Below are 21985 nucleotides of genomic sequence, written 5' to 3'. Positions count from 1 at the left end.
GTCGACGTGTCAGGACCGGCGGCGCATCTCGTCGATTTCCGCCTGATAGGGTGCGGCCTCGCCATCGATCACTTCGGCGAGGCTCACGCTGCGGCCGAGCCTGCCCGATTCGATCGGCGCATACGCGAGCGCGACATCGGCAAGCGCTTCCTCGCCGGTCACTTCGGGCGCTTTGCCGTGCATCACACAATCGGCGAGTTCGTGAAGCTGAAGCGCGAGAATGCGCTGGTCCACTTCGTCGAAGGCAAACGAATAGGTCCACGGACGCGCATCGCCGAAAAGCGCGGCAGCAACCGGCCCCAGGCGATAGCTCGGCGCATGCTCGAGAATGCGCGCATCGGCGATGACGGAGCCATCGTCGAGATGAAGCGTGACAGGACGGCCATTGCGGTCGCCCGGCGCCACAATGGAGCCTTTCGAGCCGTGAATGACGCGGCTCTCGCGATGCTCGCCATGTCCCGCGCGATCGTTCACCCACTGGCCGATAGCGCCCGAAGTAAAGCGCAGTTGCGAATACGTGGCGTCGTCGCCGCTCGCTTCGAATTCCGTTGGCATGCCGCCCGGCGCGCGCCACCACTTGTCCGTCTCGGATGCCGAACCGCCTGCGCGCGCGGCCACGCGGCGCGTCTTCTCGTGCAGCCGGCTTTCGCCGTAGACGCTCGCCACGCCGCCCATGTAGAAGCGGATGATGTCCGCGTTGTGCACGCCCGAATCGAGTACCACCATGCCCGATGGCTTTTGATGCCGCCACGGCGTCTGCACCATCACATCGCGCCCGCCGATACTCGTTTCCAGCATCAGACGCGGCGTGCCGATGGCGCCATCGTCGAGCAGCGCCTTCACGAGCCGGTTGATCGGATCGCGCCGGAAATTTTCCGCGACCGAGAGCACGCGCCCGGCATCCCTCGCCGCATTCACGATCCTGCGGCACTCTGACACCGTGATGCCGAGCGGCTTTTCGCACAGCACGTGAAGGCCGGCCGCGAAGCACTGCAACGCGACGCTCATGTGCGAGCCGGCGTCCGTGGCGATATCGGCGGCAACGATCTCCGGATTTTCGCGCGCCATTTGGCCAATGTCCGCGTACACGGCGGGCCGCGCGCCGAAGAGCGCGGCGGCTTCGTCGGCCATGCTGCGCGCGCTCTCGGCGTTGAGATCGCACACGGCCGCAAGCTCGATGTTCGCCAGTCCGCTGCGCTTCAGTTGCGCGAGACCGTGCAGATGTCGTCGTCCCATGCCGCTGCAGCCGATTGCGGCGTATCTGATGAAAGCCATGTGTCTCTCTCCGATGCCAGTTCGCTCGATGCAGCCGTCTGATCGCGGCCGTCTACGTTCTTAGAAAGCGTATCGATTTTGGAAAGGTATTTCAATCGGTAATTGCATTACGGCAATGACGCGCGCATGCTCGTGATTCGACGACTTCTTCCACGGGGAACGCTCATGACGACGCGCACGCAGGCCATGGTCGTTATCCGCCACGACGTGGACGCGGACACGGTCGATGAATATCTGCGCTGGCATTCGTTCGAGCATCTGCCAGAACGGCTCGCCCTGCCCGGCTTCCGGCATGCGGAGCGATGGGAACGTATCAGTGGCGACGGGCCGCGCTATCTGTGCGTGATCGACGTCGATTCCGCGCGCGATCTCGAATCGCCGGACTATCTCGCGAGACTCGACGCACCGACCGAGTGGACCCGCAAGCTGATGCCGCATTACCGGAACGTTCAGCGCGCGTTGTGCGAGACGCTCGTGGATGTGGGCGGCGGCCTGGCGCCTTTTCAATGGTGCGTGCGCTTCGATCTCGAGCAAGGCGTCGATATCGGCGACACCATTCGCGAGCTTCGCGACGCACATGCGCTCACGCGCGTGCGGCTCGGCCGCGTCCACGACGCGCTCAGCGGCCGGCAGACCGAGGAAAAGCGCATGCGTGGAACGGAGGATACGGGCGGCTTCGGTCATCTGCTTTTCGCGGGCGCATTGACGCGCAATGCGCTGGAATGCGGCGCGGCGGCCATGCAAGACGCGCTCGGAGTATCGGCGGCGGATTGCGACCGCGCGCTCTTCCGGTTTTCCTACGCAAGCACCGCTTAGAACGCGGCGCTTCACTGTCCGGTCCAGTTCGGCTTGCGCTTCTCGGCAAACGCCTTCGGTCCTTCGCGGGCGTCGTCGCTATCGAGCATGCGCCGCGCGAGCGGATAGTCTTCGTGCAGGGTCGCGGCGAGATTCGCTTGCGCAAGGCTTTGCAGCATCACTTGCTTGGATGCCTGAACGGCCAGCGGCGCGCACGCGAGAATGTCTTCTGCCAAGGCGCGCGCGCGCTTCATCAGTTCAGCCGCCGGCACGACTTCATTGAGCAGACCGATGCGGCGCGCCTCATCCGCCGAGATGCGATTGCCGGTCAACACGAGGCCCATTGCGTCCTTCATGCCGATCTGCCTTGGCAAGCGCTGCAAGAGACCGCCGCCCAGCGCGGCCAGTCCGACGCGCGGCTCGGGCAAACCGAATTGCGCGTGATCGGCGGCGACACCCAGGTCGCATGCCGCGAGAATCTCCATGCCGCCGCCGAGACACAGGCCGTTCACCGCCGCGATCAATGGCTTGTAAAGATCGAAGCGATGCGTGATGCCCGCGAAACCCGTCGCGGGCTTCGTATGGTCGCCACTCGCCGCCAGCGCCTTGAGGTCGGTGCCGACGCAGAATGCGCGCTCGCCCGCACCGGTCACGATGGCGACGCGCAATGAAGCATCGGCGGCGTATCGATCGAACGCTTCGGCCAGTTCCCGATGCGCCTGCGGATGCAGCGCGTTGAGCACCTCGGGACGATCGATCGTCAAGATGAGGAGCGGGCCTTCGACTTCGTAGCGGCAGGATCGAACCGTTTCGGGTGTCATGGATGCCTCGTCAGTCGAGCGGAACGGTGAGCCGATCGATTACCGCGCGCGTCCGCGGACGCACGCCGCGCCACCATTCGAAGGCTTCCGCTGCCTGTTCCACCAGCATGCCGACGCCATCGGCTATTTCCCTTACGCCGGCATTGCGCGCGAGCCGAAGGAACGGGGTCAACCGTTTGCCGTAGACGAGTTCGTAGGCAGCGCCGTCGGGATCGAACACGCTTGGCGGCACGGGCGGCAAGTCACCCGTGAGACTCGCGGAGGTCGCGTTGACCACGAGATCGAAGCCGCCCATGGCTTCGAGCGCGTCGTATCCGCAGGCCGTCAACGACGCTTGCGCGCCGACTTCGCGCACCAGCGCTTCGGCTTTCCGCACGGTTCGGTTCGCAATGACGAGTTCGGCGGGCCGCGCATCGAGAAACGGCAGCAGCGCCCCGCGCACCGCGCCGCCCGCGCCGAGCAGAAGCACGCGTTTGGCGGCCATCGGCAAACCGAGATTGATCTCGATGTCGCGCACCAGGCCGACGCCATCGAAGTTCTCGGCGACGACCTTGCCGTCTTCGAAGCTCATCGCGTTGGCAGCGCCCGCAAGGGTTGCGCGCTCGCTGCGTTCATCGGCCATGGCAAACGCCTTGAGCTTGAACGGCGCGGTCACGTTCATGCCCTTGCCACCGTCCGCGATGAACGCGCGCACCGTATCGGCAAAGGCGTCGTGCGGTTCGAGCGGTCCTTCGATTGCCGTATAGCGCATGTCCTGCCGCGTTTCTTCCGCGAACAGGCCGTGGATCAAAGGAGATTTCGTGTGGCCGATCGGGTTGCCGATCACCGCGTACCGATCGCTCATCGCGGCCTCGCTTTCGAATACAGCACGCCGTCGGTCTGCATAGCGTCGATCTCCGCCGCGTCGAACCCCAGCGACTGCGCGACTTCCGCGTTGTGCTGACCGAGGTCCGGCCCGACTTCGCGAATGGTCGTATCGCAATCGGAGAACCGGAACGGCAGGTTCGGCAGACGCAGCGTGCCGAAGCGCGGATGCTCCTGCTCGATCACCATGCCACGCGCGATGATCTGCGGGTCCGCGAGCACTTCGTCGATCCGCTGCACCTTCGCGCACGGCACGTCGATGCTGTCGAGCAACGCAAGCACGTCGGCAACGGGCCGCGATGCGACCCAGGGCTTGACCACCGCGAGAATGTCGAGCCGATTCGCATTGCGCCCGTTGAGCGTGTGAAAGCGCGCGTCGGCGCCGAAGCCCGCCGGTGCGCCGTGCGCTTCGAGCAGCGCGGCGAAGCGCTTCCATGCATCGTCCACTTGCGCCGCGATCACGAGGTCGCCGTCGGCGGCGCGAAACACGCCATAGAGCGTCGATGTCGGCATGTCATGACCGGTTTGCTCGGGCACGACGCCTTGCATCGTGTAGCACTGGACCGCGTATTCGTGCATCGACACGAGCGTGTCGTAGAGCGCCATGTCGATATGCTGCCCGCGCCCGCTCTTCACGCGGCCGAGCAGCGCCGCATTGATCGCCGCGACCGCGTGAATGCCGGTGTACATGTCGCCGAGCGAAATACGCATCAGGGGCGGCGGCTCGCCGGGATTGCCGATCATCTGCATGATGCCGCTCTTCGCTTCCGCGATCAGCCCGAAGCCCGCGCGATGCGCGTCCGGTCCCGTGTGGCCGTACGCCGAAATCGAGCAATAGACGAGACCCGGATTGCGCGCGGACAGCTCTTCGTAACCGAGGCCGAGCTTCTTGAGCGCGCCCGGCCGGTAGTTCTCGACGAACACATCCGCCGAGTCGCACAGGCGCTGCATGAATTCGTTGCCGCGCGCATCGCGCATGTTGACGCTGACGCCGCGCTTGCCCATGTTGAGTTGCAGGAAGTAGGCGCTTTGTTCGTCGTCGAGCACGGTTGCATGCTGCCGGCCCGCATCGCCGCTGACCGGACGTTCGACCTTGATGACTTCCGCGCCGAGCGCCGCGAGACAGCGTCCGACATAGGGACCGGCAAGAAAGTGGCTGTAATCGACGACGCGCATGCCTTCCAGAGGACGTGCCTGCATTACTTTGCTCCCGGTCGGCGCGGCACCATCAGACGATGCTCGCCATGCTGGACGACCTGCCCGTGCTGATTGATCAACTCCGACGGCAAGATGACGATGCCCCAATCGGGACGGCTCTTGCTGGCACGCATCGAGCCGATGCGAAACCTCACGTGCAGCACGTCGTCGACCTTGATCGGCAGGTTGAAGTCCCACGTCCAGCCAAGCGACATGCCCGGCAGGAAGCGGTAGTCGCTCTGTGTCTTGAGGCCGTCCGCGATGGACAAGCCGAAGAGTCCATGCGCGACGATCGAGCCGAAGTGGCTCGCGTTGGCGTAGTCCTCATCGACGTGGACTGGCGTGTGGTCGCCCGTGAGGTCGGCGTAAGCGAGGATGCGCGCTTTCGTGACCGTGTAGGTCGGGCTCGTGCACTCGTCGCCTTCGTGGGCGTCGTCCCAGTATTTATCGACAATCGTCATCTCATGCCTCCGAACGCGGATCGATGGAAAGCGCCCGTGCCACGCACGACGCGGGCTTGGCCTGAATCAGCTCGACGGCAAGGCCGTCCGGCAGGCGAATCCAGTTGCGTCCCTGCGGCATTTCAGTGACTTCGTGGCGCTGCGCGGCTCGAAGCGCCGCTTCCAGGTCCTCGCACATCACGCCCAGATGGCCGAGCCGGCCTTCGGGCGCGTCATGGTCCGGTTTGTGGATGAACTGCAGACCGCCGAGCGCCCAGTACTGGCGCGGTTCGTCGATCGTGCCGTCGACTTCGCGCATAGTCATGCCGAGCACGTCCTCGAAAAAACGGATGTGCCAGTGGATGTCCTTCACCCAGATGGCGACGTGTTCCAGATACGCCTTGCTGCCGTTCATGCGGTTGTCTCCTTATTCTTTTCGGTCGGTCATGGCCCGCTCGATGCCCTTGATGCAGGCGACGAGCGTCGCGTTGACGGGAGTCGGCACGCCGTGCCGCTCGCCCCAGCGCACGACCGCGCCGTTGATGAAATCGATCTCGGTAGCGGAGCCTTTTTCCAGGCTTTGCAGCATCGACGTCTTGAAGGCGGGCGAGAGCCCTTCGCCCGCGAGAATCCACGGCCGTTCGGGATCGGTGACGGAAAGCGCGACGCCCGCCGCTTTCGCCACGGCCATCGCTTCGGCAACCGCCGCGAGAGACGTGGCCTTGAGATGCGCGTCTTCATAGAACTGGCCGTAAGTCAGGCCCGTGATGCCCGTGAGCGCGCCGGTGGCGACGTTGACGAGGAGCTTGTCCCACATCGTCCCGAGGATGTTGTCGCTGACCGTCGTGGCGAGCCCGGACGCGTTGAAGGTGTCGGCGATGGCCGCAACGCGCGCGGTAACGCGGCCGTCGAGTTCGCCCACGATGGTCGCCTTGCCGGCCACGCCCGACTCGATATGCCCCGCGCCACGCATGACCCCGCCGACGTATGTCTTGCCGGCCAGCACGCGTTCGCGTCCGACGATTCCCGCCAGCACGTCTTCATGCCCGAGACCGTTCTGCAGCGACAGCACCACCGTTTCGGGACCGATCAGTTCGAGCGCGCCGCGCATGGCGGCATCGGTATGAAAAGATTTGACCAGCACGATGATGAGATCGGCCGCGCCGGCCTCGGCGGCTTGCGTCGTGGCGCGCACGGTGACGCGACGCGAGCCGGTGGCGTCGTCGACGAGCAGGCCGTCGCGGCGCATGGCGTCCACGTGCGCGGCGGAGCGGTTCAGCAACCACACTTCGTTGCCGCCTTCGGTCAGCGCCGCACCGATGGCGCAGCCGAGCGCACCGGCACCCAGAATCGCGATTTTCACAGCCGTCCCCCTGATCTGCGACCAAGATACGGCTCACGGGTCATATCGGCAATGCAATGAATTCAATGACCACATTGCGTTTGGCAATATCACTCGCGCGGCTTGTTCCGTGACAATAGGCCGATGGAACCGATCGAACTTCCCGACCTCAAGCTGCTGCAACTCTTCGATTTGCTCTACGACGTGCGCAGCGTGACGCGCGTCGCAGAGCAGCTCGGACAAAGCCAGCCGACCATCAGCATCTGGCTCGGACGCTTGCGAACGCATCTGCAGGACCCGCTTTTCATTCGTACGCCGAGCGGCATGGCGCCGACGCCGCAGGCCGACGCGCTGATCGGTCCATGCCGGGAGATTCTCGAATCGCTGCGGCGCTTTGCTGCATGGGAAATTGCGTTCGATCCATCGACCGCCAAGCGGCGGTTTCGAATCTGCATGACCGACGCCAGTCACATCACGCTACTCCCGCGGATGCTGGCGCATGTGCGCGCGCAGGCGCCCGGCGTGCGTCTCGATGCGGCGCGAATCGACGGCAACACGGAACGCGCCCTGGAATCCGGCGAGGCGGATCTGGCGATCGGACATGTGCCCTGGCTTGGCGGAGGAATCTACCAGCAGCAGTTATATATGCAGGATTGGGTCTGCCTGACCAACCGCAGCCACCCGAGGCTGCGCGCGAAGCTCAGCCGAAAGCAATATTGCGCCGAGGGACATGTGGCGATCGCAGCCGGCACGGGCGCGCAGTTGCTTGAGCAGGCGCTGCTGCGCGAGCATATCGAGCGCGATGTCGTGCTTGAACTGCCGGGCTTTCTCGGCCTCGGATCGATCATCAAGACCACCGACCTCATCGCCACGCTGCCGCGCAATATCGGCGAGACGCTGGCGCGAGTCAACGACGTCGCCGTTCACCCCTGCCCTTTTCCCGTCGATCGATTTGCCGTGCGTCAGCACTGGCATGCGCGATACCACCACGAAGCAGGAAACCGCTGGCTGCGATCCGTCGTGGCGCAGCTATTCGGCAGCGCAAGCTGATTCGCGTGACGCCATGAAGACGCTTTCAGTGTGCGATTACAACAGTGCGGTTTTGATCCGACACGCTTGCGTAATAACAGCGAAATCACCACACCGATTTCACATTCGGGCGTCACACTTCGATGATTGATTCTTTATGTGCGCTTTCGTACAACAACGAGCTATTTTCCGCTGCGCACAATCGAGCGTCAACGCTGGTTTCCCGGTATCGTTATATCCATAGAGGAATCGCTAAACTATTAGTGCGCGATGACCTCACGGTCGCCGAGCCAAGCTGGGCGCGGCTTCCGGAGCTACCGATTATCTGGCTTTTTAAGTAATTTTTGCGTTGGACGATTTTTAAATTCGGTAATTCGTGACCGCATGCTTATTTAAAACCGTTCGTACTGGATAAATCGCTCAAGTCGGACTGCCGGCGTACCGATAACGCATTCACACAGAACGCAGTAATGAATTCGCAAGGCCGGATGCGGTGCTGCAAAAGCCATGAAACATGGCTTGCGTCGCGGAATGGCTAGTAAGTAATCGTTGTCGACACAGAGGAGAGCATCATGGACGCCAGACCGACGAAAATCCCGACCCCCGACAAAGTGAACAGTCCGGACCCGGACCCGGTTGCCGTCGAATTTCTCGCCACCGAGTTGCCCGAGCATGTTCGCGCGTTCTTCGACGAACAGCGCAACTCGACCGGCTCGAAATAGGCGGCGCGCTGGATCGTCACGCCGTCGTCGTGAAAACGACGCCCGGTGCGCACGGCGCGCACGGACCTCACGGTCTCTTCATGGCAGAAGCCAGGCGAAGTCGCGCCTTATCCTTTTGACGGCAGCGGGGAGTCGTGCGGCAAGACTCGCCTATCCAGGATGAACTCTCACAGCGGTGCGTTATGCTGGCGCTTTTGCATCGAGCCCATGCGCAGCCGATCTCTGACTTCTCTTCTCGCTTCATCTCGCGTGCTCGCGGCGACTGGCGTCGCCGCCTTGCTCTACACGTTGTCGGCGCCCGTTAGTGCCGATGGCGACGACACCGCCTTCACCAATCTCATTGCTCTCGTTTCGCAACGGCTTGCGCTTGCCGAACCCGTCGCGCGCTGGAAGTGGGCGCGTCGCGAACCGATCACCGATGAACCGCGCGAAGCCGCGCTCCTGAAGCAAGTCGAAGATAAAGCCAGCGCCGCGCAGGTCGATCCCGCGTTCGCGCGCCAGTTCTTTCGCGATCAGATCGATGCCAGCAAGGACGTGCAGAACGCGCTCTTCGCCAACTGGCGCGCGGCCAAGGCTGCGCCAGAAGGCACGCCGCCCGATCTCGCGCATGACACGCGCCCGAAGCTCGATCGCCTGACGCAGTCGCTCATGACCGCGCTCGCGCGCGTCGAACCGCTACGTCAAGCCGACGATTGTCCGCTGCGTCTTGCACAAAGCGTGGCGCGCTGGAAGCATTTGACGCGCTATGACTCGTCGATGAACGATCCGCTCTCGCACGCGTTGTCGCATGTGTGCGCGGCGGGCGGCGTGGGCGCGGTCGGCTAGCTGGTGACCCGATTCGCGACAGCTGCTGGCGCGCATTCGAGTGCGACGAAAGCCAGTCCGCGCGCGAGGCGCTCGCCGAGGATGCGATAGGTAGCGAGTTCGAAGACGGGCGCCGAAGCAATCGCCGACAAGGCGCGCGCGTCGACGATGCTCCGAGCCGAACCGAGATATTGCCATCGGTCGATGACATGCCAGACGCGTTCGGCCATCGCCGGATCACGTTCTTCGATTGCGATTGGACCCGCATAGGGCCACGGCGCGCCACGCATGTCGCCGGTACGCGCCTTTGGCACGCGGTTATGCGCCGGCCGCAGTGCCGCCACCAGTTGCGCTTCGGCAAGCAACGCACCGATTTCTCCACCGGTCGCGCGCCACTCGACGCGCCGCACGAGCGCGGACAACCGCAAATCCTTCGCGGAACGGCGTGGCCCAACCAGATGCGAGCGCACACGTTGACGCAAGCGCACGCTTCGGCCGACATATAGCGGGGCATCGTCGTCGCCGCGAAAGACGTAGACGCCGCAGCCAACTGGCATGCGCTCGATCGTGTCTTCATCGATATGAGCCGCGATCTGAAAGCGCCGCGTCACGCGTTCGACGTGCGCGCTCAGTAAATCGGCCGCGTGCGAGCGATGCAGATGCTGCCAGAACTGCCAAAGCAGGTCCGCATCGGCGAGTGCACGGTGACGCGCGGACGGCACGAGCGCGTGACGCTCGACGAGCGCATCGAGTCCGTGGCGGCTTTCGGCGGGATACACGGCGCGCGAAAGTTGCACGGTGCACAGCACATCCGGCGTAAAGCGCAGGTCGAGCCGCCGGAATTCGCCCTTCAGGAAACTGTGATCGAAGTGGGCGTTGTGCGCGATGAAAAGCCGCCCGTTCATGCGTTCGAGCAGGTCTTGCGCGAGCGCTTCGAAGGTGGGCGCGTCGCGCACCATGGCATCGGTGATGCCCGTCAATTGCTGGATGAAGCCAGGAATCGGCTTCTGCGGGTTGACGAGCGTGGTCCACTGCGACACGCCGCTTGGCCCGACCTCGACGATGCCGATCTCCGTGATGCGATCGATGCCGAACGTGCCGCCCGTCGTTTCGAGATCGACGAAGACGATGGGATCGGTGGGAAGCTTGAATTCGGCGGGTGGATCGAAATGCATTATCGGACGGCGGGAGATTGCGGGATTCGCGGGAGTAAGCGATGGGACGAGATTGCCCATTCTAACGCAGCGGGGTGACCGGGGCTTTGATCGCCGAGCCGCGGTAATCGGTAAGTAATTCTGGTCAAGCAAATATATTGTCGGTTTACGTGATTACCCGGATTTACGATTTACGACGCTTGAGTCGTCGCAATTAAACTTTTTTTGCGGCGACCATGTTGAACATGAATTTTGACACAATGGCGGATAACCCTGATTACTTATGGATTTTGGTCATGGTCGCTCAATCACCGTCCATACGCCGCCAGAGGCCGCTCCAGCGGGCCGTCGACCGGCGATGGGCGCGCCGCGAGCTACCGCGATGGGATGCATCCTGCGAATCTCCGGTCTCACAAGTCCGAGGTCGATAATCGTTATCGAGCCCGGAAGATAATACGGCGATCGCTGTTGCACATTAACTAATCTGTAATTCAGACCATCCCGATTACTGCTTTCCGTCATCGTTATTTCAAGCGACAGGCAGACGCATTGATTAAGTGAAAAAATTACCACGCCCGCAACCGATTTATTAAAATCGTAAGCGTTTACTCGTCTTGCCCCATTCTATGAAATTAAGGATTATGGAAACTAACTCGCAACCAGTTGTAAAGGAGGACGCGGTGATAATCCAATTCAAGCGTATCGCGCATTGGCTAAAACTGGCATTCGCTCCGACCATTGCGCCGGAAACGTCATCGGCCGGCTTGCTCCAAATCGATCCTTCCTGGCACGGCGATCATTGGCAAAACCTGCTCGCATCGCCCATGGACGCCCGCCGCTACGTGATGGAGGATTGGGCAGTGCCGCTCGGCGCGGACGTCGTCGAGCGGGAAGAGGAGAAAGCCACGGCCTAGATTGCGGCCCGTGAGTTCGCGAAGTTTCAAGCAAAAAAAAGCGCGACCCGAAGATCGCGCTGACAAAGTTTGGAGATCTTTTCCGTCAACGAAAAAGTCTGCTTCGGAAAGCAGAGCCCTCAGTATAGCTACGGCTGCAGCAATAATTACCCTCGAAAAAAGCAATCTTCTGTTTCACTTGGCTCAACAATCCGTATTTTCGGAAAGCGCCTGTTGCTTTGCGCCAACTTATATGTAGCGCTTGCGCAACGCGAGTTGGTTGACACTTCCGCCCTTACGACTTTATTCGCGCTTAAAGCGTTGTATTAAAAGAAGAATAAGCGGTTCATCGATCATTGCTGTTAGAAGAATGATTTATTGCGAAAATTGGAACGCCCCGCTTGTAACGCCGTCTTTACACTTCGTCTGGTCCGGAAACACATGTGTCTCTTCGTGACGCATGACTCCTCCGACAGCGCCTCTCGCAGCGCGCCGGAACGAGGTTTCCTCAAAGCCTGGGTCTAGGGCCCAATCTGCTCTCGGAGTTACAAAGATGAAAAAGACTCTCATCGTCGCAGCCCTCTCGGGTGTCTTCGCCACTGCAGCTCACGCCCAAAGCAGCGTCACGCTGTACGGCTTGATCGATGCAGGCATCACCTACACGAACAATCAGAACGGCCACAGCAACTTCAAGGAAACCAGCGGTTCGGTGAACGGCAGCCGTTGGGGCTTGCGCGGCGCTGAGGACCTCGGCGGCGGCCTGAAGGCAATCTTCACGTTGGAAAACGGCTTCAACATCGCTAACGGCACGCTGGGCCAGGGTGGCCGCGAATTCGGCCGTCAAGCGTACGTTGGTCTGTCGAGCGAACAATTCGGCACGGTCACGCTCGGTCGTCAATATGACTCCGTGGTCGACTTCCTCGGGCCTCTGGCTCTGACGGGCACGCAATACGGCGGCACGCAGTTCGCCCACCCGTTCGACAACGACAACCTCGACAACACGTTCCGCGTGAACAACTCGGTCAAGTACACGAGCGCGAACTACGCCGGCTTCAAGCTTGGCGCGCAGTATGGCTTCTCGAACGAAGCAGGCGGTTTCTCGGACAACCGTCAATACAGCGTCGGCGCATCGTACAACTACGGCCCGTTAAACATTGCTGGCGCGTACATGCAACTGAACAACGCCGGTTCGCTGAACACCGGTGGCGCAATCAGCGGCGACAACCCGTTCGTGGCTGGCCGTCAACGCATCTTCGGCGGCGGCGTGAACTACGCTTTCGGCCCGGCAACGGTTGGCTTCGTGTTCACGCAGACGATGCTGGACAACGCAACGGCCATCAGCAACACGGGTTCGCAAGGCGCTGGCCTGGTTGGTCTGACGGACGGCCACGTTCGCTTCACGAACTACGAAGTCAACGGCCGTTACAACCTGACGCCGGCTTTGTCGCTCGCAGCGAACTACACGTACACCGACAGCCGCATCGATGGCGTGAAGCCGAAGTTCCACCAAGTCGACCTGCAAACGGCGTACGCGCTGTCCAAGCGTACGGACGTATATCTGCAAGGCGAATACCAACACGTTTCGGATCTGGATGGCACGGGTCTGGGCGCGACGATCAACGGCGTAGGCGTTTCGTCGACGCCGAACCAAGTCTCGGCAACGGTTGGTCTGCGTCACCGCTTCTAAGCTGGACTGGTTTCATCAGTATGAAAAAGGCCGCTCTTCGGAGCGGCCTTTTTTCGTCCAACGTTCCGGGCACCGAAGCGCCTTCAAAACTTTTAGCGCGGATAGCGCACGTCGAGGATGTCGATCTGCTGCACGCCTGCGGGCGTATGCAACGGCACCGTATCGCCGATCTTCGCCTTGAGCAGCGCGCGCGCCACCGGCGAGATCCAACTCACGTGACCGACGTCCAGGTCGACCTCGTCCACGCCGACGATCGTCACCGTATGCACCTCGCCGTCGTCGCCGGAATAGTCGACGGTCGCACCGAAGAACACCTGGTCGACGTTCTCCTGCCTGCTGCTGTCCACCAGTTCCGCGAGATCGAGACGCTTGCCGAGAAAGCGGATACGCCGGTCGATTTCTCGCAGCCGACGCTTGCCGTAAATGTAATCGCCATTCTCCGAGCGGTCGCCATTTGACGCCGCCCACGACACGAGCCTGACCACTTCGGGGCGCTCGGTATCGAGCAATTGCAACAGCTCGTCGCGCAGGCGCTTGTGGCCCGCTGGCGTGATGTAGTTCTTGGTCCCCGCCGGAACGTCCGGCTGACCGAGTTCGAGATCGTCGTCACTTTCGTCCGACTCTTTGACAAATGCCTTGTTCATCGCACAGACCAAGTTCGAATTTCCGGGGCTTCTCTGCCCCCAAACCAACAACTTACCACGCGCGTTGAGCGTGGAGGACGCATCTAAAGCGATAATTTGGTCAACGCCCCTTCCTTTTTCAAACAGGCTTGGCTATAATTCCGCTTCTGCGTGCGGCTGTAGCTCAGTTGGATAGAGTACTTGGCTACGAACCAAGGGGTCGTGGGTTCGAATCCTGCCAGCCGCACCACTTAATTCAGGTTTCCCGCCTTCGGACGGAAAACAGCATCATGCGCTTAACCAAAAGCGCATGTAATAAACAAGCAGTACCGTTTGAAGCAGTACCGTTTTGCGTGCGGCTGTAGCTCAGTTGGATAGAGTACTTGGCTACGAACCAAGGGGTCGTGGGTTCGAATCCTGCCAGCCGCACCACCTTTCGAAGGGCCTTCCACACGGAAGGCCCTTTTTGTCTGCCTCGTCGCTACTTACTCTACTGCCGCGGCAACGAGCCGATATCGCCTATACGCTCGTCCGGTATCGGCAAATCTTCAACCGATGCCACCGCGCTCGGTTCGCCAATCGCCTCGGCTCGCTCGCCCATCAGCATTTGCGAGCGATGCGGGAATTCGTCGTCCACGGTATCGCCGAACGAGTGGCGCACGAACGCGCGCAGAAGCGCCACGCGCAGCGACGGTCCGCGCCCTTCCATCGTGTCCGCGTCCTTGCCGAAGCTCACGCTGCAGACCACCTCGCCGCGTCCGTGATCGCTCATTTCGAGCCGGCACGCGCGCTCGAGAACGACCGAAGCGGCTTCCCACGAAGTCGATGGCAGAAAGCGACCGTCCCAAGGCCGGCCGCGATCGTTGCCGCGAATGGAGAGCGTCTGTCCGCTGTCGGTGAAGTGGATTTCGCGAATGAAGTCGTGCAGCCCGCGCGCTACCCAGTAGTCTAGTGCCTGGCCGTCGAGATCGGATGTTTGCATGTGGCGCTTCTCCTGTAGTCGTACAGGCATGCACGCGATGTGCCCGCGCCGTGGATCAATAGTCGGCGCGTTCGCGGTCGATGCGCATGCCGCCTTCCTGATTGCGATGATGCGGCTCGTCGCTAGGCCGCTCGCGTGCGATACGCATGACGTCCGGATTGGTCCGCACACGCCGCATTACGTTGGCGAGATGCACGCGGTCGCTGACCTGGATGACGAAGCGCAGCATCTTGGCTTCCTGCGAGACGTCTTCATCCATGGCGATATGGACGATGTTGGCATCCGCCGACGTAATATCCGCCGCGACGCGCGCAAAAACGCCCTTCGTGTTTCTGACGAGCACCTTCACCGCGACATCGAACAAACGTCCCGGCTGCGGCGCCCACGCGACGTCGATCCAGCGGCCTGGATCGCGCCGATGAATTCGCTGCGCCACGCGACATTCGGTCGTATGAATGGCCATGCCGAGCCCGATGCCGATATAGCCCATGATGTCGTCGCCGGGAATCGGCCGGCAGCACGCGGAAAGCTGCACCGACATGCCTTCCGTGCCCGTGATGACAACTGGCGGCGCCGTATTCGTATTGACGTGATCGCGCGGCGAGTGATCGTCGTCGTCGCGGCCGTTCATCAGCACTTCGATGCGCTTGGCCATGACCGCCGCCACGCGCCTTCCAAGACCGATATCCGCGAAAATTTCCTGACGCGTCTTGTTGCCCGTCCATTGCACGAGCTTTTCCCAGACTTCCGGCGTGACATCCGAAAGCGCCAGACCGTAACCCTTGAGGCTTTGATCGACGAGACGTTCGCCCAGCTGCACGGACTCGTTCAGGCGCATTGTCTTCAGATAGTGACGAATGGCCGAGCGCGCCTTACCCGTGCGCACGAAGCCGAGCCACGCGGGATTCGGCTTGGAGTACGGCGCGGTAATGACTTCGACGATATCGCCGCTCTTCAACTCCGTGCGCAGCGGCAGCAATTCGTTGTTGATCTTCACCGCGACGCACTGATTTCCGAGGTCGCTGTGGATCGAATACGCGAAGTCGAGTGCGGTCGCGCCGCGCGGCAGCGGCATGATCTTCGACTTCGGCGTGAAGACGTAGACGGCGTCCGGGAACAGGTCGATCTTGACGTGTTCAAGGAACTCGCTCGAATCGCCTGCTTCGCTCTGAATGTCGAGCAGCGACTTGAGCCATTGATGCGCGCGCTTTTGCACGTCGTTGAGGTCGGCGCCGCCGTTCTTGTACAGCCAGTGCGCCGCAACGCCCGCCTCGGCGATCTCGTGCATCTTGCGCGTGCGAATCTGGAACTCGATAGGCGCGCCGAACGGACCGACCAGCGTGGTATGCAATGACTGATAGCCATTGACCTTCGGAATGGCGATGTAGTCCTTGAACTTGCCCGGCACCGGCTTATAGAGCGCATGCAGCGCGCCGATGCACGTATAGCATTCGAGCGCGCTTTCCACGACCACACGAAAACCGTAAACATCGAGCACTTGCGAGAACGACAACTGCTTGTCGCGCATCTTCTTGTAGATGCTGAAGATCGTCTTTTCGCGGCCGGTGACTTCGGCGCTGATCTTGGCGTCCGCGATGGTGCGCTGAACGGCTTCGAGAATCTTGCCGACCACTTCGCGCCGGTTGCCGCGCGCCGCCTTCACCGCTTTTTCGAGCGTGGCGTAACGGGTCGGATTGAAGTTCGCGAAGCTCAAATCCTGCAGCTCGCGATACGTATTGTTCAGACCCAGCCGATGCGCAATGGGCGCGTAGATGTCGAGCGTCTCGCGCGCGACGCGACGGCGCTTTTCCGACGGCACCGCGCCGAGCGTGCGCATGTTGTGCAGCCGGTCCGACAACTTGACGAGGATGACGCGGACATCGCGCGCCATGGCCAGCAGCATCTTGCGGAAGTTTTCCGCCTGCGCTTCCTCGCGATTGCGAAATTCCATCTTGTCGAGCTTCGACAAGCCGTCGACCAGTTCGGCGACCTTCGCGCCGAAGCGCTCCGCGATCTCCGTCTTGGTGACGCCCTGATCCTCGATCACGTCATGCAGCAGCGCCGCCATGATCGATTGCGCATCAAGCTTCCAGCCCGCGCAGATTTCCGCAACGGCAACCGGGTGCGTGATGTAGGGCTCGCCGCTTTGACGATACTGCCCGAGATGCGCTTCGTCGCTGAAATGGAAAGCCGACTTGACTTCCTTGATCTCTTCCGGCGAAAGATAGCCTGCAAGCGTGTTCGTCAGTTTCGCGATGGAAACGACGTCGTGCTTGCGCGGCTGTTCCGGCGTGGCGGTGGGCCCGAACAGATGGCGAAACGACTGTTCGAGGACCGCATCGATATATCTGCGCGCCGCTTGGGGCTTGTCCGCGTCGAGCACCGAATCCTGATCGATTTCGATGTCGGGTTCCACGGAGGCGGAGACGGGCAACGGTGCTTGACTCATGTTCGCCTCCGTGGGTAAGTGACGCGCAATGTCGTCCGGTTAGGAGAGTTGAAACGCCATGCAAAAAACAGCGCCCGTGATGAGGGTCACACGGACTATTACGAAGGCGAAGGCAATTAAACCGGCACCTTCTTCAACATTTCGACGCCGACCTGGCCGGCCGCGATTTCGCGCAGCGCAACGACCGTAGGCTTGTCGCGGCTTTCGATCTTCGGCGTATGGCCTTGTGCGAGCTGACGCGCGCGATAGGTCGCTGCAAGCGCGAGCTCGAAGCGGTTAGGAATTTGTTTCAGGCAGTCTTCGACGGTGATGCGGGCCATGTTTGTTTCCTTCTCGATATGTACTTTATTCTACCTTATGTGACCGGCATGACCCGGCCACTACTTCGCGTCATTGCGCCTGCGCGGAGTGAATGCCGAGCTCCACGAATAACTCCGTATGACGCGCGTATTGCGAGGTGAAGCGCAGCCGCGTCGCCTTGACGAGACACTGCAACTCGGCGAGCGCGCGATCGAAGTTCTCGTTGATCACGACATACTCCGCTTCCGATGCATGCGCCATCTCGCTGCCGGCTGCAAGCAGACGCCGCACGATCACTTTCTCCGAGTCCTGGCCGCGTTTTTTCAGACGGTCTTCGAGCGCGTCCAGCGAAGGCGGCAGAATAAAAATCTCGACCGCATTGCGGAACTGCTTCTTCACCTGCTGCGCACCCTGCCAGTCGATTTCGAGCAGCACGTCGTTGCCGTTACGCATCTGATCCTCGATCCACACCTTCGAGGTCGCGTAGTAGTTGCCGTGCACTTCGGCGCTTTCGAGGAATTCGCCTGCCTTGTGGCGTTCCATGAATTCATCGACGGAAACGAAGTGATACTGCACGCCGTTGCTTTCCTTCGGGCGCGGGTCGCGCGTCGTATACGAAACGGACAGGCGGATAGCTTCGTCCTGTGCAAGCAGCGCGTTCACGAGCGTGGACTTGCCCGCACCCGAAGGCGCGACGACCATGAACAGGTTGCCCGGATAAATGCCCGTGTAGTTGCTGTGCGAGCGGTGCGTGTTGTTCGGCATGATGTTGCGTTACTCCAGATTCTGTACTTGCTCGCGCATTTGTTCGATGAGCAGTTTCAGCGTCATCGATGCATCCGCGAGTTCCTTCGCCGCGGCCTTCGAGCCGAGCGTGTTTGCTTCGCGATTGAGCTCCTGCATCATGAAGTCGAGGCGCTTGCCGACCTTGCCGCCCTTTTGCAACACGTGGCGCGTTTCGGTCAGATGCGCGGTGAGCCGCTGCAATTCCTCGGCGATATCGATACGAATACCGTACATCGTCACTTCCTGGCGAATGCGCTCGGCAATTTCCTCGCGCGGCACGCTCGCCGATGTGGCGCCGTCGTTCGTCGCAATGCCGAGCGCGTCTTGCAAGCGTTCGACGATCTTCTGCTGATGCTTCGCGATCAATTCCGGCACGAGCGGCGTGATGCGCGCGACGATGGCTTCCATCTCCGTCACGTTGTTGATGAGCACCGCGCCCAGCGCCGCGCCTTCACGCGCGCGCACGTCGATGAGATCGGCGATTGCCTGCTTGCCGCACGCGAGCACGGCTTCGCGCAACGTGTCTTGCGACACCGAGCTTTCCTTCAGCACGCCAGGCCAGCGCAGAATCTCGCCAGTGCGCATGCGTTCGGAGTCGCGAAACACGTCGAGCACGGCGCGTTCGAGCGCGGCGAGTTGCGTGAGCGCTTCGCGATTGAGCGCGCCCGCGTTGGCCGTCTGCTCCACGCGATTCAAATTGATGCGGATATCCACCTTGCCGCGCGAAAGCTTGCTCATCAGCATTTCGCGCAATTGCGGCTCGCTTGCGCGCACGTCTTCGGGCATGCGGAAGTTCAGATCGAGGAAGCGCGAATTCACCGTGCGCAATTCCACCGATACACCGACGCCCGAACCGCCCGCGCCATTGGGTCCCGCGCCATCCGCGACGACTTCGCGGGTCGCGCTGGCATAGCCTGTCATGCTGTAGATCATGGTACGTCTCGCGATGTGAGCCTTCGTTGCGAAGGCCGTTTCGATACGAGCGCCCGGCGCGCTTGAGGGTGCGCTTCGGTGGCACGCGTATGGCCGCCGGGCGAGGAACCCGCATTATCCCATTTTTACTGCCGCGCCCGCCGATATGACGCCTCGCGGCGCTTGCCGCGCGCGACAACGCCGGCTTTGGATTAACGATAAAATCGCGCACACGCCGCGCTTTCGCGTTATTCCCGCGTCTTTATCGAGCGCCGGCACTTTCATTACGCGTTCAACTCCACTCTGGCCCATCCATGACCGACTCTCCCCTGCTGAAACCTTCCGTTCCGCGTCCGGGCGGCCGCCGCGCGAATCAATTGCGCGACGTGCGCATCACGCGGCACTACACGAAGCATGCGGAAGGCTCGGTGCTCGTCGAGTTCGGCGATACCAAGGTCATCTGCACGGCGAGTATCGCCGAGCGCGTGCCGGAATTCCTGCGCGGGCGCGACCAAGGCTGGCTCACCGCCGAATACGGCATGCTGCCGCGCGCCACGCATACGCGCAACGACCGCGAAGCCGCGCGCGGCAAGCAGACCGGCCGCACGCAGGAGATCCAGCGGTTGATCGGCCGCGCGCTGCGCTCCGTATTCGATCTGAACGCGCTCGGTCCGCGCACGCTGAATATCGACTGCGATGTCATCCAGGCCGACGGCGGCACGCGCACGGCGAGCATCACGGGCGCGTTCGTCGCCGCGCATGATGCCGTTACGAAGCTCGTCGCGAATGGCCGTATCGCGCAATCGCCGATCAAGGATTTCGTCGCGGCCATTTCCGTCGGCATCTATCAGGGCGCGCCCGTGCTCGACCTCGACTACGAGGAAGACTCGCAGTGCGACACCGACATGAACGTCGTGATGACGGGCGCGGGCGGTTTCGTCGAAGTTCAGGGCACGGCGGAAGGCGCACCATTTTCGCGCGACGAAATGAACGCGCTGCTCGACCTCGCGGACAGCGGCATAAAAGGCCTGATCGCGAAGCAGAAAGCTGCACTGGGGATAGAAGGTGTCTGATACGGCAACACTCGGACGCGTGGTGCTCGCGTCGAACAATGCGGGCAAGCTGCGCGAATTCGCATCGCTGCTGGATGCGGCGGGAATCGAATTGATCGCGCAGGGCGAACTCGGCGTGCCGGAAGCCGAAGAGCCGCACGCCACTTTCGTCGAAAACGCGCTGGCCAAGGCGCGCCACGCCGCGACGCTCACCGGCCTGCCCGCTTTGGCCGATGACTCCGGCCTTTGCGTACGCGCGCTGAACGGCGCGCCCGGCGTGTATTCGGCGCGTTTCGCCTCGATGCGCGGCGGCGTGAAAAGCGATGTGGCCAACAACGCGCACCTCGTCTCCGAACTCGCCGACAAAGCCGACCGCCGCGCCTATTACTTCTGCGTGCTCGTGCTAGTGCGTCACGCGAACGATCCAGAACCGCTCATCGCCGAAGGCCGCTGGCACGGAGAAGTCATCGACACGCCGCGCGGCGCACATGGCTTCGGCTACGATCCGCACTTCTTTTTGCCGACGCTCAACGCGACGGCTGCCGAACTCGATCCGGCACGCAAGAACGCGCTTTCGCATCGGGCGCTGGCGCTGCGTGAATTGCTGCAACATCTCAAGGAACTTGCGTGAGTTCCGGTCCGAAGACAATCGATGTCGTGCAGGCATTCACATCGCCGGGAAGCATCCGGCTCAAGTCGTTGCCGCCGCTCGCGCTTTACGTGCATTTCCCGTGGTGCGTGCGCAAGTGTCCGTATTGCGATTTCAACTCGCATGAGTGGAACGGCGATGCGTTCCCCGAGGACCGTTACCTCGACGCCTTGCGTGCCGATCTCGAAAGCGTGCTGCCGCTCGTGTGGGGACGGCAGGTACACACCATTTTCATCGGCGGCGGCACGCCGAGCCTTTTGTCCGCGAAAGGACTCGACCGGCTGCTCTCGGACGCGCGCGCCTTGTTGCCCATCGACGCCGACGCCGAGATCACGCTCGAAGCCAATCCCGGCACCTTCGAAGCCGCGAAGTTCGCGCAGTTTCGCGCGAGCGGCGTGAACCGCTTGTCGATCGGCATTCAGAGTTTCGACGAAACGCATCTGAAGGCGCTCGGCCGCATTCACGATGCAACGCAGGCGCGCAAAGCCGTGGAAATCGCGTCGAAACACTTCGACAATTTCAATCTCGACCTGATGTTCGCGTTGCCGAAGCAGACGCTCGACGAATGCCGCCGCGATATCGACACCGCGATCGGCTTTGCGCCGCCGCATTTGTCGCTGTATCACCTGACCATGGAGCCGAACACGCTCTTCGCGAAATACCCGCCTGCGCTGCCCGACGACGATGCCGCCGCCGACATGCAGGACTGGATTCACGAACGCGCGCGCGATGCCGGCTACGAGCATTACGAAGTATCGGCGTATGCGAAGCCGCATCGGCAAAGCAAACATAACCTGAATTACTGGCGTTTCGGCGATTACCTTGGAATCGGCGCGGGCGCGCATACCAAGCTCTCGTTTCCGCAAAAAATCTTGCGGCAGGCGCGCTTCAAGCATCCGGCGACATTCATGGACCAGGCGCTTTCGCCCGGCCAGAGCGCGATTCAGGAAGAGCGCGAAGTCGGACCGCGCGATCTGCCGTTCGAATTCATGCTCAACACGCTGCGTCTGGTCGAAGGCTTTCCGGTGCATTCGTTCATCGAGCGCACGGGCTTGTCGATGTCGGCTATCGAACCCGCGCTCGTCGAAGCGGAGAAGCGCGGACTCATCACGCGCGACTTCGAACGCATTGCGCCGACCGAGCTCGGCCAGCGCTTTCTCAACGATCTACAGGAGCTGTTCTTGAAGGATTCGCAAAATTGAGCGCGCC

Annotated in this window: 23 protein-coding genes and 2 tRNA genes; 11 read left to right on the top strand and 14 right to left on the bottom strand. The window is 61.8% G+C overall.

Going from position 1 to position 21985, the window contains the following annotated elements; all coding sequences use genetic code 11:
* Positions 1-9: 9 nt before the first annotated feature.
* Positions 10-1275 carry a Gfo/Idh/MocA family oxidoreductase gene (locus P9250_RS22395; protein WP_310395249.1) on the bottom strand — a complete coding sequence of 422 codons (1266 nt, stop codon included), beginning with the start codon at positions 1273-1275 and terminating at the stop codon, positions 10-12.
* Between the two features lie 165 nt (positions 1276-1440).
* Here P9250_RS22395 and P9250_RS22390 point away from each other — a divergent pair, with 165 nt between their 5' ends.
* Complete coding sequence (locus P9250_RS22390) at positions 1441-2091, top strand: DUF4286 family protein (protein ID WP_310395247.1); 651 nt, start codon at positions 1441-1443, stop codon at positions 2089-2091.
* An 11-nt stretch (positions 2092-2102) separates the two neighbouring features.
* Here the strand turns inward: P9250_RS22390 and P9250_RS22385 are convergent, their stop codons facing one another.
* From P9250_RS22385 to P9250_RS22360, 6 genes are read right to left on the bottom strand one after another with little or no spacing between them, the layout of a single operon-like run.
* Positions 2103-2891, bottom strand: a complete 789-nt coding sequence (locus tag P9250_RS22385) for an enoyl-CoA hydratase-related protein (protein ID WP_250508712.1) — start codon at positions 2889-2891, stop codon at positions 2103-2105.
* Positions 2892-2901: 10 nt separating this feature from the next.
* On the bottom strand, positions 2902-3735 hold the full coding sequence (aroE, locus tag P9250_RS22380) for a shikimate dehydrogenase (protein ID WP_310395243.1): 834 nt from the start codon (positions 3733-3735) through the stop codon (positions 2902-2904).
* Positions 3732-4955 carry a CoA transferase gene (locus tag P9250_RS22375; RefSeq protein WP_310395242.1) on the bottom strand — a complete coding sequence of 408 codons (1224 nt, stop codon included), beginning with the start codon at positions 4953-4955 and terminating at the stop codon, positions 3732-3734. Before P9250_RS22375 ends, aroE begins: the two co-directional genes overlap by 4 nt.
* The gene (locus P9250_RS22370) at positions 4955-5413 is read right to left on the bottom strand and encodes a MaoC family dehydratase (RefSeq protein WP_250463818.1); all 459 of its coding nucleotides are present in this window, start codon (positions 5411-5413) and stop codon (positions 4955-4957) included. Before P9250_RS22370 ends, P9250_RS22375 begins: the two co-directional genes overlap by 1 nt.
* A 1-nt stretch (position 5414) precedes the next feature.
* Positions 5415-5807 (bottom strand): VOC family protein, encoded by a 393-nt coding sequence (locus P9250_RS22365; protein WP_250463815.1) that lies wholly within the window; start codon positions 5805-5807, stop codon positions 5415-5417.
* 12 nt (positions 5808-5819) lie between these two features.
* Positions 5820-6755 carry a ketopantoate reductase family protein gene (locus tag P9250_RS22360; RefSeq protein ID WP_244827363.1) on the bottom strand — a complete coding sequence of 312 codons (936 nt, stop codon included), beginning with the start codon at positions 6753-6755 and terminating at the stop codon, positions 5820-5822.
* A gap of 123 nt (positions 6756-6878) precedes the next feature.
* Here P9250_RS22360 and P9250_RS22355 point away from each other — a divergent pair, with 123 nt between their 5' ends.
* The 3 genes from P9250_RS22355 to P9250_RS22345 all read left to right on the top strand — a co-directional run bounded on the left by P9250_RS22355 (position 6879) and on the right by P9250_RS22345 (position 9310).
* Entirely contained in the window at positions 6879-7784 is a 906-nt protein-coding gene (locus P9250_RS22355) for a LysR family transcriptional regulator (protein WP_250463810.1), read from the top strand.
* Positions 7785-8335: 551 nt separating this feature from the next.
* Positions 8336-8485, top strand: a complete 150-nt coding sequence (locus P9250_RS22350; RefSeq protein WP_244827361.1) for a hypothetical protein — start codon at positions 8336-8338, stop codon at positions 8483-8485.
* Between the two features lie 207 nt (positions 8486-8692).
* Positions 8693-9310: a chorismate mutase gene (locus P9250_RS22345; protein ID WP_310395236.1), complete on the top strand. Its 618-nt coding sequence runs from the start codon at positions 8693-8695 to the stop codon at positions 9308-9310.
* Here the strand turns inward: P9250_RS22345 and P9250_RS22340 are convergent.
* Positions 9307-10464, bottom strand: a complete 1158-nt coding sequence (locus P9250_RS22340) for an exonuclease domain-containing protein (protein ID WP_310395234.1) — start codon at positions 10462-10464, stop codon at positions 9307-9309. The genes P9250_RS22345 and P9250_RS22340 overlap by 4 nt on opposite strands.
* 659 nt (positions 10465-11123) lie before the next feature.
* Here P9250_RS22340 and P9250_RS22335 point away from each other — a divergent pair.
* Both P9250_RS22335 and P9250_RS22330 read left to right on the top strand, forming a co-directional pair.
* A complete protein-coding gene (locus tag P9250_RS22335) occupies positions 11124-11357 on the top strand; it encodes a hypothetical protein (protein ID WP_310395231.1) in 234 nt (77 codons plus the stop codon).
* Positions 11358-11889: 532 nt separating this feature from the next.
* A complete protein-coding gene (locus P9250_RS22330; protein WP_244827357.1) occupies positions 11890-13023 on the top strand; it encodes a porin in 1134 nt (377 codons plus the stop codon).
* Between the two features lie 92 nt (positions 13024-13115).
* Here the strand turns inward: P9250_RS22330 and greB are convergent, their stop codons facing one another.
* Complete coding sequence (greB, locus tag P9250_RS22325; protein WP_310395228.1) at positions 13116-13667, bottom strand: transcription elongation factor GreB; 552 nt, start codon at positions 13665-13667, stop codon at positions 13116-13118.
* Between the two features lie 152 nt (positions 13668-13819).
* On the opposite strand from greB, the gene P9250_RS22320 reads away from it, so the two are divergent.
* Together P9250_RS22320 and P9250_RS22315 are read left to right on the top strand one after the other, a co-directional pair.
* A tRNA-Arg gene (locus tag P9250_RS22320) sits at positions 13820-13896 on the top strand.
* Positions 13897-14001: 105 nt separating this feature from the next.
* A tRNA-Arg gene (locus P9250_RS22315) sits at positions 14002-14078 on the top strand.
* 58 nt (positions 14079-14136) lie between these two features.
* On the opposite strand, the gene P9250_RS22310 is transcribed toward P9250_RS22315, so the two are convergent.
* From P9250_RS22310 to P9250_RS22290, 5 genes are all read right to left on the bottom strand, one after another.
* Positions 14137-14628 (bottom strand): phage protein NinX family protein, encoded by a 492-nt coding sequence (locus P9250_RS22310; RefSeq protein WP_250463799.1) that lies wholly within the window; start codon positions 14626-14628, stop codon positions 14137-14139.
* Between the two features lie 55 nt (positions 14629-14683).
* Positions 14684-17077 carry a bifunctional (p)ppGpp synthetase/guanosine-3',5'-bis(diphosphate) 3'-pyrophosphohydrolase gene (locus tag P9250_RS22305; protein ID WP_250463796.1) on the bottom strand — a complete coding sequence of 798 codons (2394 nt, stop codon included), beginning with the start codon at positions 17075-17077 and terminating at the stop codon, positions 14684-14686.
* 116 nt (positions 17078-17193) lie between these two features.
* Positions 17194-17397 carry a DNA-directed RNA polymerase subunit omega gene (gene rpoZ, locus P9250_RS22300; RefSeq protein WP_006025620.1) on the bottom strand — a complete coding sequence of 68 codons (204 nt, stop codon included), beginning with the start codon at positions 17395-17397 and terminating at the stop codon, positions 17194-17196.
* Positions 17398-17467: 70 nt separating this feature from the next.
* On the bottom strand, positions 17468-18142 hold the full coding sequence (gene gmk, locus P9250_RS22295) for a guanylate kinase (RefSeq protein WP_244827353.1): 675 nt from the start codon (positions 18140-18142) through the stop codon (positions 17468-17470).
* 9 nt (positions 18143-18151) lie between these two features.
* On the bottom strand, positions 18152-19096 hold the full coding sequence (locus P9250_RS22290) for a YicC/YloC family endoribonuclease (protein ID WP_244827352.1): 945 nt from the start codon (positions 19094-19096) through the stop codon (positions 18152-18154).
* A 293-nt stretch (positions 19097-19389) separates the two neighbouring features.
* Here P9250_RS22290 and rph point away from each other — a divergent pair, with 293 nt between their 5' ends.
* The 3 genes from rph to hemW are packed head-to-tail and all read left to right on the top strand — an operon-like array spanning position 19390 to position 21978.
* On the top strand, positions 19390-20148 hold the full coding sequence (gene rph / locus P9250_RS22285; RefSeq protein ID WP_244827351.1) for a ribonuclease PH: 759 nt from the start codon (positions 19390-19392) through the stop codon (positions 20146-20148).
* Positions 20141-20758: an RdgB/HAM1 family non-canonical purine NTP pyrophosphatase gene (gene rdgB, locus P9250_RS22280; protein ID WP_310395223.1), complete on the top strand. Its 618-nt coding sequence runs from the start codon at positions 20141-20143 to the stop codon at positions 20756-20758. Before rph ends, rdgB begins: the two co-directional genes overlap by 8 nt.
* A complete protein-coding gene (gene hemW, locus P9250_RS22275) occupies positions 20755-21978 on the top strand; it encodes a radical SAM family heme chaperone HemW (protein ID WP_310395221.1) in 1224 nt (407 codons plus the stop codon). Before rdgB ends, hemW begins: the two co-directional genes overlap by 4 nt.
* The last annotated feature ends 7 nt before the right edge of the window (positions 21979-21985 follow it).

The organism is Caballeronia sp. LP006, assembly GCF_031450995.1.
Lineage (GTDB): Bacteria > Pseudomonadota > Gammaproteobacteria > Burkholderiales > Burkholderiaceae > Caballeronia.
Note: the sequence above shows the minus strand (reverse complement) of the source record. Positions and strands in the feature narration are given on the sequence as shown.